Annotated in this window: 6 protein-coding genes; 3 read left to right on the plus strand and 3 right to left on the minus strand. The window is 41.5% G+C overall.

Going from position 1 to position 13,758, the window contains the following annotated elements:
- Nucleotides 1-32: 32 nt before the first annotated feature.
- From DWZ03_RS00745 to DWZ03_RS00755, 3 genes are all read right to left on the minus strand, one after another.
- Nucleotides 33-1,847, minus strand: coding sequence for a RagB/SusD family nutrient uptake outer membrane protein (locus DWZ03_RS00745; RefSeq protein ID WP_005824929.1), 1,815 nt, complete (start codon nucleotides 1,845-1,847; stop codon nucleotides 33-35).
- A 7-nt stretch (nucleotides 1,848-1,854) separates the two neighbouring features.
- Complete coding sequence (locus DWZ03_RS00750) at nucleotides 1,855-5,178, minus strand: SusC/RagA family TonB-linked outer membrane protein (RefSeq protein ID WP_005824930.1); 3,324 nt, start codon at nucleotides 5,176-5,178, stop codon at nucleotides 1,855-1,857.
- 414 nt (nucleotides 5,179-5,592) lie between these two features.
- Entirely contained in the window at nucleotides 5,593-6,441 is an 849-nt protein-coding gene (locus tag DWZ03_RS00755; RefSeq protein WP_005824933.1) for a hypothetical protein, read from the minus strand.
- A gap of 403 nt (nucleotides 6,442-6,844) precedes the next feature.
- On the opposite strand from DWZ03_RS00755, the gene DWZ03_RS00760 reads away from it, so the two are divergent.
- From DWZ03_RS00760 to DWZ03_RS00770, 3 genes are all read left to right on the plus strand, one after another.
- A complete protein-coding gene (locus tag DWZ03_RS00760) occupies nucleotides 6,845-10,240 on the plus strand; it encodes a SusC/RagA family TonB-linked outer membrane protein (protein WP_120128458.1) in 3,396 nt (1,131 codons plus the stop codon).
- Nucleotides 10,241-10,262: 22 nt separating this feature from the next.
- Nucleotides 10,263-11,948, plus strand: a complete 1,686-nt coding sequence (locus tag DWZ03_RS00765; protein ID WP_120128460.1) for a RagB/SusD family nutrient uptake outer membrane protein — start codon at nucleotides 10,263-10,265, stop codon at nucleotides 11,946-11,948.
- Between the two features lie 208 nt (nucleotides 11,949-12,156).
- Complete coding sequence (locus tag DWZ03_RS00770) at nucleotides 12,157-13,710, plus strand: hypothetical protein (protein WP_005824945.1); 1,554 nt, start codon at nucleotides 12,157-12,159, stop codon at nucleotides 13,708-13,710.
- Nucleotides 13,711-13,758: the final 48 nt, after the last annotated feature.

Here is a 13,758-nt window from a genome sequence, read left to right on the forward strand (position 1 = left end):
CAATTAATCAGCTCCCATTGTGATGCATCTTATTACCAGCCTGGGTTCTGCTCTAACTTAATAGAAGAATCTCCCAGTTGTTCACTCTTACTGTTATACAAGGATATCTGTCCTGTCGGGATAGGATAAAGATAATCTTTTTCTCCATAAGTACGCAATAATGAAGAAACCTGGATAGGTTTGATATAACCTGAATTACCTTCACGATCCAAAAGAATGTCTTTCAAATCATCAATGGTATATGACGTTCCGTTAGCTTGGTTATATTCTTTCAAATAAGCTTCCTTATCCAACCATGCCCCCAAGTTTAACTTTTTGTTAATCTTCATATCCGCATAATGCAATTTTCCCCAACGGCGAATATCATCGAAGCGAATGCCTTCATACACCAATTCGATGCGTCTTTCACGACGTACTTCCCAAAGGATAGGCGAAACTTCATAGTCACCAACCACTTCGGAGTTTCCTAAATCACGATCTGGGTCATTGATAATCACCCCATTCACACTAAAGTTCTTACCACTTAATGTAACAGCAGGCATGTTTACAGAAGCCCTCTTACGAATTTCATTAATTGTAATATCCAAATCTTTTTGTGACAAGGTATAAGCTCCCATATCATTTAATTCAGCAGCAGCCTCCAAATAATTCAATAGCACCTCATTCAGTTTCATAATAGGTGCGTCGGTTGTATTAGTATTACTCTGTCCTGCAGCAGTATTGAATAAATCTTCGTTAACAAAACGAGTACCAAAATAACCTCCAATACCATATACCGCACCTGCAATACCATTTAAACGTACACCTTCAAGATCAATATTGGCTGCCAAACGTGGGTCGCGGTCAGTCATTTCATCCTTGAAAACCTTATCACCTTTAAATACTGTATTTCCGTCTTGATGAATAGGCAACCCATTAGTTGTCAAATAGCTATCAACCAAATCCTTAGAAGGTCCATTGCCCAATGTTTGTTCTGATTGCCATGACATTTCAGCATGAGTAAGAATACCTTCCACATAAGAACGATATAATATCATTTCAGGATTACCAGCCAAGTCCAGTGAAATAGTCAATGCTTTGTAATCACTAGAAATTTTATATTTTTGCGCAGACATTACTCTATTCGCGGCAGTCTTTGCAGCCTCTAAATACTTCTTTGCCAATTCTGTATTTCCCTCACGATACTTCTGCCAGGTTCCCTCAAATAACATAATACGAGACTCAAAAGCATTCACCACATGCCGATTTACACAAAGCCCATCTGTTCCATCAGCCTCTTTTACATTGTCTGCAGCAAATTCCAAGTCTTCCAACACTTTATCCATTACAAAATCTCTGGAATCTCTCCCTTTATAAAGAGCTTTTTCATCCGTATTATCTACAACATGGTCATAATATGGAACATCACCAAACATCCTTACCAAACGAGCATATTCCATACCACGGAAGAAGCGTGCTACGCCTATCCAATGGTTCTTAACGCTCTCAGGCAAGGTGGAATTTACAAGTCCGTCACACACAAGGTTAATACGGCGAACGTTTGCAAAAGACCAGTCGGCACTAGTTGCAGGGGCTGTATTTGTAAAGAAAGTCGCTTCTTTCTGCGCCAAATCATCTACCCAATTAGCAACATTAGTTCCGTCGAAAAAATCCGATTTCACCCAACCGCTTTGATAACCGGTAAAATAAATATCATACCATCCATATATCGTAGAGCGAATATTATTCTCACTATTATAGAAATCTGCACTATTCTCTATCTGATCCATAGGCGGACGATCCAGAAAGTCCGAGCAGGAAGAGAGACCAGCAGCCAATGCTAAAACTGCAAATATTTTTGTTTTCATAATTTTATTAGAATGTAAGTTGAACACCAAATGAAATAGATCTCATAAACGGATAACTCTTACCAAATTTGTACTCACCGTTAGAAGCAGCAGCTTTCTCTGTCGTTTCAGGGTCAACCGGAATATTAGTGTGATCAAACTCGAACAAGTTTTCCGCACTAACATAAATACGACCACTTGTAAAAGTTATTACTTTCATCCATTTTTCCGGAACAGTATAACCTAATGTAATATTCTTACAACGCAGATATGACATGTTCTGCAAATAACGAGTTTGACGCAGGAAATTCTGTCCGTTGTTTATCCAAGAGTGAGAAGTCGGTGTAGGATAGAATGCATCTGTATTTTCAGGAGTCCAATAATCCATCTGATGCTCTAACCACCCTTCGCCTGGCATAAATCCCGGAATACCAGTTTGCCCAACAGCCCATACATCTCTTGAGCCAATACCTTGGAAGAATGTGCTGAAGTCAAAATCCTTATATGTCAATGCTACAGAGAAACCGTATTCAAAGTTTGGTAAAGTATTACCAATGCGTTTCAAGTCACCATGATCCTCCAAAGTCTGTTCACCATAAGTAATCTCACCATTACCGTCCAAATCTTTATATTTTACATCACCCGGACCATATTTGAATGCACCGGTTTCATACAATGCCTGCGAAGGTACTTTATTGGTATCAATAAACCATTTTCCATCTGCATCTTGATAGCAGTCTTCATATTGGAACAGACGATCTGTCTCATATCCCCAGATTTCACCTATAATCTTGCCTTCGTAGTTACCATAAATATTCTTATTCGGGTTGTTATACTTCGTAATCTTTTCGCGAATCTTAGATAAAGTTGCACGTGCTGTTAAACCAAGCCCACAAGCAAATCTTTTATTATAATCTATTGACAACTCAAAGCCGCGTCCTTGTAATTCCCCGGAATTAACCTTAGGCATTGTTGTGCTTCCGAAAGTAGAAGGCAATGTTTCACCTGGTGAATGCATATCAGAAGTAGTACGCTGATACCAGTCAAAACTGACACCAAGTTCATTATTGAAAAAACGGGCATCAAAACCCAGATCAATAGTAGTAACACGTTCCCAAGTCAATGACGGAGAAACAACGGAAGGAATACCAATATAAGGTACCTGCTTACCATCAATCACCCAGCCCGAGGACTTATTTACAGACATTACAGAAAGGAAAGAGTTGGCAGCTACATCCTGATTACCAATTGTACCCCAAGAACCGCGTACTTTAAAATCAGAAAGAACTGGTTTTGCCCATTTCATAAAAGTTTCTTCACTTAAACGCCATCCAGCAGAAACAGAAGGAAACAGAGCCCATTGATCTCCCGAGGGAAATTTAGAAGAACCATCATAGCGTGCATTCACCTCAAGAAGATATTTACCCATATAATCGTAGTTAATACGTCCGAAGAAACCGGCTGCCGCAAAATCATTATGATAGGTAGTACCATCTACATACTGATCACCAATGGCCAGATTAATTTCCGGTTTATCAAAGTTCACTAATGTCCGTCGGTCTGAACTATGACCCAGTTTTTCACGGGTTTCAGCATCCATACCGACCATCACTTTCAAGTTGTGCTTTTGTACAAAAGATTTTTCATAAGTGGCATAAGCTTTGAAAGTATTGGACATTGTATATCGACTACGTTCAACTACACGATTATGGGTAGCACCATAAAAACTTGAATTATAAGTCAAAGGATTACTACTGTTGAACATATCCCAACCACCAACTTCACCACCGTTACGCTTCTGATAATCATTAAGTAGAGCGAAAGTGTAGTCAAAATTAATGGCCAAATCCTTAATCGGATTAATAGTAGTTCCTAAATTAACACGAGTAAAGTTATTAGTTAAACTTTCACGATTAGCCTGTGCTATCTCAGTCATAGCTGAACGGAAAGGAATCCCCTGGTAATCAGCATAAGGATAGAAAGAAGGCCAACGCAACAAATAGTACCAAACGTCTGTATAACCACTTGTGTATTGATATGGTTCTGATTTTGTGGAACGAGAGAACATAACATTTGCTCTCACAGACCACCAGTCACGAATCTGTGTATTGACATTGGCATTGAAATTATAACGGTCATACTCATCTGTATTAACCTTTAAAATACCTTGTTGATTCAAATAGCCTAAACTAATATTATAGGTTGTCTTATCACTACCGCCGCTGACAGAAAGATTATGCTTCTGTTGGGGAGTCCAATCTTTCATAAACATATCTAACGGATCAAACTGACGATAAAAATAATACTTGCCACCACGTTCTTCAAAATCTCTACCTAATTGCATTTCGCCTAATTCCGATTGTGACATTCCACCATAAGTGTTGTACCATTCCTTCATCTTCTGAACTGCAATTTCATCGACATTATATCCTATCGAACTTACAGTAGAAGCGCCGCTTCTATTGGCAGCCAGTAACATAGCTTGTGCTCCCTCATAGGTTTTAGCGACTTGTGGCATCACAGTCGGAGTACTCCAAGAGAAGTTATTAGAGTAGGTAACACGCGGTTTATCATTTTTTTTACCAGTCTTTGTCGTAATCAAGACTACCCCCCAGGCAGCACGTGTACCATAAATAGAAGCAGACGCAGCATCTTTCAAGACAGAGATGCTGGCAATATCGTCCGGATTCACCAAACTTAAACTGGGAACTTCCACATTATCCACCAAAATCAGTGGACTTGTCCCTTCCGTAGCACTCAAAGAACCAGTAGCACCACGCAACTTGATATTAGAATCAACGCCAATACCTCCTACATTAGTCGTGATACTCAAACCAGGAGTTATACCTTGCAAAGCTTTTGCAATATCTGTTACCGGACGGCTTGCAATCGCCTCTTGGACATCTACATTAGCCACCGCACCGGTCAGGTTCACCTTTTTCTGTGCACCATAACCTACTACGACAACTTCATCCAACAATTCCGTATCATCTTTCAAAACAACCTTCATTACCGAAGTTGCCTTAACTTCTTGAGTAGTATATCCCACAAATGATACTTGCAGAATAGCACCGGGCTTTACATTTAATTTGGAAACTCCATCCAAATCCGTAATGCCACCATTGGTCGTACCTTTCTCAATGACATTGGCACCAATAATAGGTTCACCTTTTGTATCTACAACTGTGACAGTTACAGAGATAGATTGCATCTGTTCTTGTACTCCTTGTGAGTCGTTGGATGCTGTTTGGGCAGCCATCACGTTGCCACTGCCTAAAAACAGAGCACAGATTGCCACCGCCGTAAAGAACTTACCATTGGCAAGTCCTCGTTTTTTGCGATCTTCATTCATAAGTGATTGATGATTTTGTTAATTAAACCAGTTTTTCAAAATTAGGGTAAGGGAATCATATAGTTCGGATTAGTCAGACTATTTCCGAAGGCTTCTTTAATTTCTCATAGGCGTTTTCTTTATTTAAAGGTTCATAACTTTTATATTATCTCTCTTTTTTTCTATTTATTTACCAAGTCCAGACGGAACTTAGTTATATATTATACAAGGTTAAAATCTTGTTAATTACTTAACTCTATTGGTTGTTTTAAGAGATAAAAAACTCGTTATTAACAAAGGTGAGAAATGATTCATTCATTTCGTCCTAACAAAGATACATTATTATTTAATATCAAGAACATTCCTTTGCATTTATTTAACTTTATATTTATACATTTGCAAAAAGGAGGTTATACACCTTATTATATAAAGAATTTAAGGTTCTTCTATATTTAAAGAATGGAATTCAATCAGGCCATTCATTGGTGTTTCTTCAATGATTTCCAGTTCGATGCCAAATTCACGGGCAACTTCCCGCAAAATGGTCGCGTAGCTGTAAGCCAATGAACCCACAAAACGAATAGGATAATTTTTGTAGTCATATTGGCAGACATTACGAGTAAAGAAATTTCTCAGATTACCGGTAATCAGCTCAAATACATAGTCATCATTGGTATAATCAGCCAAAAAATAAGATATAGTAGACAAAAAGCGATTGGGGAACGGGCGGTTATACACAGATTCCATAACCTCATTCGGACTTATACGGAACTTCTCAAAGAAATCCGCCGTTACATCTTTAGGAGCCAAACCTTTCAGTACATCAGACAAGAACATTTTGCCCAATACAGCACCACTACCCTCATCCCCCAGGATGTAACCTCCTGCCCGGACATTCTTTACAACGATTTTCCCATCATAAAAACATGAGTTTGAGCCGGTTCCCAAAATACAAGCAATGCCGGCCTCGCATTTGAACAAGCCACGTGCAGCTGCCAGCAAATCACTCTCTACCTGAATTGGAGTTTTGAATTGTGCTACCAATGAAGCTCCCAATACATTTTTCTTTTCATAAGAAGTACATCCGGCACCATAATAATAGACTTGTTCCAATTTCCTTTTGAAAAAATGCTCGGGTAATCCTAACCGCACACTTCGGCTAATCTCTCTTCTCGTTTGAAAGAAAGGATTTAAGCCCTCTGTGAAGGCTCGCTGTATCAGACGATTATCTTCAACCAGCGCCCATTCTGTTCTCGTAGAACCACTTTCTGCAATTAGTTTCATAGGTAGTTAGTTTTAGAATTGAATACAAATATATAGCTTTTTTTAATCTTTCCAAGGCTATTTCAAGAAAAAATCATTTTACTGGCCATACATCTCCCTTTTGCTCATATCCTCAATCATCCAACAAAGTATTCCCACTTTTCCAACGCAACCGCGTTTTAGTCAAAACAAGACGATAACAGACTAACAATAAGATACTATCTGACTGAATTCCAAGTTCCGTCTGAACTTAGCAAACAAATAGGAAAACAAGAGATAATATAAAGTTATGAACCTTTAAAAAGAGAAAATGCCTATGGAAAAAGAAACAATCCTGCAAGTTGAATAGTCTCACTATTCGGCCCTTATTACCCTTACCCTAAATTTAAGAAGTATTTAATTAACAACAAATCATCAATCATTTATGAATGAAGATCACAAAAAACGAGGACTAACACATAGCAAACTCCTCACAGCAGTGGCAATCAGCTCACTGTTATTAAGTAGCGGCAACGTGATGGCTGCACAAGCCAATCCTGATAAATCGCTTGGTGTAACAGAACAATTACAAGCTATCACCATCAGCGGTTTAGTTGTCGATGCAGCCGGCGAACCGATTATCGGTGCCAGCGTAGTAGAAAAAGGGACTACCAACGGCGGAATTACCGACTTAGACGGTAAGTTTACATTGACCATAACACCGGGAGCAACACTAAAAATATCATTTGTGGGCTATCAGACACAAGAAGTGAAGGCAGCCAAAACGATGAGAATAACTCTGAAAGAAGATACCGAGATGCTGGATGAAGTAGTAGTAGTAGGCTACGGTGTACAAAAGAAGGCTAACTTGACAGGAGCAGTTTCTACAGTGGACTTAAACAAGACAATGGCAGGTCGTCCACAACAAGATGTAGCCAAAGCATTGCAAGGGGCTGTTCCGGGACTAAGCATTCTCACCACAAGTGGTGCCATCGACGAGACAGCCTCCATGCGTATACGTGGTTTGGGGACATTGAGTAATGGAGAAGTCAGCAATCCACTCATTGTAGTGGACGGCGTTCCGATGGATGACATTTCTTTCCTCGATACGCAAGACATCGAAAATATTTCCGTACTGAAGGACGCTTCCGCTTCCTCCATTTATGGAACGCGCGCCGCTTTCGGTGTGATTCTAATCAATACCAAGAGCGCAAAGCCTAGCGAAAAGGTTACCATCAATTACAGCAACAATTTTGCATGGGATCAAGCTACTTACCTGCCGGACTATCCCGATGTACCCACACAATTAAAGATGGGTATCGAAGCCAGTATGAACGGTGGTGCCGGTATGCCTGAATTGTTCGGTATGTATTTCGACAAATTGTTACCTTACGCCGAAAAGTGGCAGCAACAGAACGGCGGCAAGACCGGCTACCGTCCTATGAACCTCTACCAAAGCGATAGTAACGTGGGTGACTATATCGTATTGGACGGCACTCCTTTTTATTATGCTGACTGGGATGTACAGGACATCTACTTCAACAAAGCTGCTCCTTCCATGAGCCACAATGTTTCTATACAAGGAACATCTGGTAAGACCAATTACTACCTATCTTTCGGCTACAACGAAAAGCAAGGACAGATGAAGATTCACCCGGACGAACTAAAAAAGTACAATGCCTCAGTCAATGTCACCACTAATGTTTACGACTGGCTACAGGTGGGTGCACGCATCAACTATAGTCGTAAGAACTATAAACGCCCGGACACATGGGCCAACACCTACCAATATTTGTGGCGTTGGGGTTCTTATTTCATTCCTTCGGGCACAATCGACGGCTATGACACACGCGTCATAGCCATGCAGAAGCAAGCTGCCGATCGTGAAGTGACAACAGACCTGACCCGTATGAACACCTTCTTGAAAGCTGAAATCGTTAAAGGACTGACCCTTAATGCAGACTTTACATATGCCATTCAGAATATGAACAGCGGTTCGCAGGACAACTCCGTTTACGGCATCAATTGGAGCGGGAAACCGGTACCCTCTTACATCGTCACTAAAGGCAATAGCGGTATCTGGAGAGACTTTTCCAAACAGAACACATGGACGGCCAACGCATACGTAAACTATACCAAAACATTTGCCAAAAAACACAACCTGAATGTAATGGCAGGTGTCAACGCAGAAGAAGAGGAATACAAATATCTGTATGGTACCCGCAATGTGATGTACGATCAAGAGGGATACCCCGAACTGAATATGGCTGGCAAGGATGGACAAGATTTGAGTTGGAATCATACATCCCGCGCTTCTGCCGGTTATTTCGGCCGTATCAATTATGACTACAAAGGCATTTATTTATTGGAACTGAACGGACGTTACGACGGTTCTTCCCGTTTCCCCCATACCGACCAGTGGGCCTTCTTCCCTTCTGCATCCATCGGCTACCGCTTCTCCGAAGAAGCCTACTTCGCCCCACTGAAACATATTGTCAGCAATGGTAAGTTGCGTGCTTCTTTTGGCGAAATCGGCAACGAGGCTGTGGGCGACTACATGTTCGAACAATTAATAAGCCAACGGTTGAACAATAAAAGTACCGGCTATATCTATTGGATTGAAAACAATAATGCCAACGCTAATCTCCTGACCATGTATAACATGCCGGATTTGGTATCAAGTACTTTGACCTGGGAGCGTATCCGCACCCTCAATATAGGTCTTGACCTGGGTCTCTTGAATGACGAACTGACTATAGGTTTCGACTGGTTCCAACGTGAGAATCGTGACATGCTGGCACCGGCACAAGTATTGCCGAACACTCTGGGTGCTTCTGCTCCTTATGAAAATGCCGGTACCTTACGTACACGTGGATGGGAGTTGAACTTGAACTGGCGCCATACCTTCGGCGACTTCGACGTATATGCCAACTTCAACATCGGTGACTCCAAGACTAAAGTAACAAAGTGGGACAATGATTCCAAACTGCTCAGCACCTATTACACCGGTAAAACCTACGGTGACATTTTCGGTTTTGAAACCGACCGTTACTTCGAGGAAAAAGACTTCACCAGCCAAAATGCAGACGGCTCATGGAATTATGCAAACGGCATTGCAAGCCAGGCAGGACTGGAATCCGGTAATTTCCATTACGGCCCGGGAGACGTCAAGTTCAAGGATTTGGACGGCAATGGCAAGATTGACGGTGGAAAAGGCACAGCAGACGACCACGGCGATTTGAAAGTCATCGGAAACTCTATGCCACGCTACGAATACAGCTTCCATTTAGGCGGAGCGTGGAAAGGTATCGACCTTGACCTCTACTTCCAAGGTGTAGGCAAACGTGAGGACTGGACGACTTCTTCCCTAAACCTTCCCGCCATGGTACATGCCGACGTAGCCATCTATTCCCACCAAACAAGCTATAACAAAGTGCTTTGGAATTCAGACTATACCGCCATTACCGGTTATGAAGTAAATCAAGGCAACCGTTATCCACGTCTTTATCGTGGTACAAATAATAGTGGAGGTACCGTATCCGGTATAGCTAACGGCTGCAACAACTACTATCCCCAATCCCGCTATTTGACAGACATGTCCTATCTTCGTCTGAAGAACGTAACTGTGGGATATACCCTTCCGAAAGAGTGGACACGCAAAGCCTACATTGAGAAAGCACGTATCTACTTCAGTGGCAGCAACCTCTTTCTGCTCCACAAAGGGAATGACCTTCCAGTCGACCCCGAAATCAGTACAGGCAATGGACTTACAGCCGGTGGATGGGGACGTATAGCTCCTATTACACGCACATTCTCATTTGGAGTCCAGGTAACATTATAACAACCTCAAAAACTTAAGAACAATGAAGAAATTATTTATATATGGGGTCACAGCGCTGGCGATGTTAACCGGTTGCAACGATTTGCTGGACAAATCCCCCTTGGATACCTTCACGAATACTCCGGCATACTGGAGCAACACCGATAATTTGGATAATCAGTGCAATACTTTTTATAACAACTTTACCGGCTTTGGCAACGGAGCCAGTGGAGGATGGTTCTACTTCAAAACAATAAGCGATGACCAGGTAGATGCAGAAAGCCATAACTGGACTTACACTAACGTGGTCGCATCTTCCACAAACTGGTCAGCCCCTTTCACAGAAATCCGACGCGCCAACTATATCATTGCCGGTGTACAGTCTTCCTCTCTTGATGAAGCAACAAAGGCCCACTATGAAGGTCTTGCACGCATGAACCGTGCGTGGGAATACTATCAGTTGGTCCGTATGTACGGCGATGTTCAATGGATAGACAAAGTTATCGACCCAGCCGACAACGAAGCCCTCTACGGACCACGCACCGACCGGGATGAAGTGATGGACCATGTGCTGACAGACATCAATTATGCGTGCGAACACATTACCGCAAACAGCAATCGGCAACGTTTCAGCACCGACATGGCATATGCCATGAAAGCAGACATCACCTTATATGAAGGTACATACTGCAAATATCGCACTCAAGCTGAGAATGGCAAAGCCGCTGATGAGAGCCGCGCCAACAAATACTTGCAAGAATGTGTATCAGCCTGCGAATATCTTATGGCCAAAAACTACTCTCTAAGTAACAGTTACAAAGCCAACTATAATTCTGTCAGCCTGGCAAGCAATCCGGAAATGATTTTCTACAAGCCTTATGCACAAAGTTCGTTAAGGCACTCCACCATTGACTACACAATCAATACAAGTGGTACGCACGGCATTTCAAAGGACGCATTCGACAGTTTCCTTTTCCTTGATGGAAAACCGTTGGCAACAACCTCGAAAAACAAGGACGATGCAGCCGTATTGGATGCAGACAAAAATTACTCTATAAGAGAGGTTTTGGCCGTACGCGACAAGCGCCTGTCCGAAATTCTTGACCCGGTACTTTCTTTCAGAGGCCACGCCTACAGCCGTGCCGGTGTAGCAGCCTTCACCACATCGACCGGTTATGGCATCGCCAAGTATGATAACCCCGAAGAATTGAGTGTTAGCGACCGAAACAACATCGGCTACCAATACACCGACTGCCCGCTCTATTGGATTTCAGTTATTTATCTGAACTTTGCAGAAGCCAAAGCCGAAATGGGTTCTCTCACACAAGACGATCTCAACAACTCCATAAACAAGCTTCAGGCTCGTGCCGGCCTGCCGGCTATGACAACTACTCCAGATGCCGATCCTGCCAATAATATGGGAGTAAGCAATCTGATTTGGGAGATACGCCGCTGTCGCCGTTGCGAACTGATTATGGATAACTGGTACCGATATTGGGATTTAATCCGTTGGCACCAGCTCGACAAATTGGATTCAACCAAGTACCCGAACACCATGTTGGGCGCCAACGTAAGCAATGTGCCTGACTGTGAAGAAGCGACCAAGAACGGATATATAGATGCCTCCGATGCACAAATCCGTACTTATGAAGCCAAACATTATTTCTACCCGATTCCAACTACACAGTTGACCCTGAATAAAAACATGAAGCAGAATCCGGGTTGGTAATCAACTAAAAACAGCATATCGCGCTGTACCTCGTTTGGATTTAATTAAAGCGTTCATACATTCCATGTATCTAAATACAAATGTATGGACGCTTTTGTTATTCCCTTTAAAAGGTGTATAGAAACACGAATAGCACCTTCTAAAAGGAACCATAAATCAATATCATATACTTTCCCTTCGTTCATAACATACTAACAAGAAACATATCATGAAAAAGAAGAACATATTTTTCGTACTACTAATCTGCTTCATCAATAGTAGTTGCAACAAAGAAGAACAAACAGACGAGTTACAAGATAAGGATTTCTATTCTGATGTCACAACACGTGCTTCCTACATAAGCGGTACTATTACGGGCGAAATGAACCCCTATGTTAGTGATGGTTACTACACTTATGATTTAAGTATTCCTATACAAAAACAATCTGTAGGTATAAGAATTTCAGCAGTCGGTGGAGAAGCACGATTCAAAACAAACTACCAAGAACGATTCGAGAGTACATGGGTAACCCAAATTCCAGCAGGAAAAAACCATTTTCCAATAAATGTATTATGGACTAAAGCAGGTAGTAATTCTACCCTGATGGTACGTCCTGAAAAAAGTACAATCGAACTTACCGCAGATCTAAGAAACATCAATGTCAAAATGAAACCTATGCCAATCAATGCCCCTTCAACATTTGAATTGGGAGATACGATAACACTTTGGTGCAATTATTCCATAAACAAAGATACGGGCATAAAGTGGACTTACGATAAAAATCTATTCGCTGAAGTCTCTCAAAGTGCATCTGTCACACAAAGTAGATTCCAAATAAATTTGAAATCAAAGCAAGCCTTCAAGAACAGCGATGTCGGAGTAGAAGTCCATGATTTCTACATAAATTCTATCGGAGCAAAAGAGTATTTCATGGCTCGGAAAAGCAATATCAGTTTTCCCAATATGGGTCCTCAAATAGATGGCTACAGAAATATTGAACAATATAAAGAATACATATATTCCATCAATGACAGCAAGGCACATACATTTTATTGGACCGGGAAGAATATTAAGATAGTAAGTGGTCAGAACAGCTCTACGGTAACAATCGTACCGACACAACCCGGTAACGCAAGTGTCAAAGTGAGCTACAAATATAAAAATCAAACCGATAATTTTACCAATGAGCTACCTTTGAGTGTATCTAAGACATCAATGCAACTGATTGGCCCTGACGTAATCTGTGACAACGGGACATTCAGTATCAAGAATTTTCCCACAAAAGCAACAGTGGATTGGATTGTTGGCAACGATTTATATTCGCAATTAAATCAGGCATCACCTGCTATCACCCTGAATAATTTAGGGACACCCGGAGGCAGTTCCATTTATACGACCTTAACCGCAATAGTACACACAAAGGAATACACTGTTCAGTTTTCCAAACCAATTACTTTCAATGTATCAGGAATACAAGAAAATGACCATGACATTATATATGGCTATCTGTCACAAAGCGGAGGTGAATGCGGATTGAATCCTATTCCTGAAGGTGCGCATGATTTTCATTGGAGTGTTGACTGCGATTGGGAGGTAGACATGCAAGGATATTATTTCACTACTTTCAGCAGTCGGAACAGTCATGAAATTGAACGAGTTTGCGTAACGGTTGATTTCATAAATGCATGTGGAACCAGAACATACATATATAACTATTTCGACATCGGCTCAACAAATTCAGGAACTTATTCCACACCTAAAAACAGCCTTTCTCCAAAATAGCCCCAGACAGCTTTCACGAAAAAGCCCCCATCCATTTGCTCGTTACAC

It is taken from the genome of Bacteroides sp. AF29-11, assembly GCF_003602895.1.
Taxonomy (GTDB): Bacteria; Bacteroidota; Bacteroidia; order Bacteroidales; family Bacteroidaceae; genus Bacteroides; species Bacteroides uniformis.

Coding starts and splice junctions, on each gene's coding strand:
- DWZ03_RS00745 (WP_005824929.1), bottom strand. CDS start 1,847: ATGAAAACAAAAATATTTGCAGTTTTAGCATTGGCTGCTGGTCTCTCT.
- DWZ03_RS00750 (WP_005824930.1), bottom strand. CDS start 5,178: ATGAATGAAGATCGCAAAAAACGAGGACTTGCCAATGGTAAGTTCTTT.
- DWZ03_RS00755 (WP_005824933.1), bottom strand. CDS start 6,441: ATGAAACTAATTGCAGAAAGTGGTTCTACGAGAACAGAATGGGCGCTG.
- DWZ03_RS00760 (WP_120128458.1), top strand. CDS start 6,845: ATGAATGAAGATCACAAAAAACGAGGACTAACACATAGCAAACTCCTC.
- DWZ03_RS00765 (WP_120128460.1), top strand. CDS start 10,263: ATGAAGAAATTATTTATATATGGGGTCACAGCGCTGGCGATGTTAACC.
- DWZ03_RS00770 (WP_005824945.1), top strand. CDS start 12,157: ATGAAAAAGAAGAACATATTTTTCGTACTACTAATCTGCTTCATCAAT.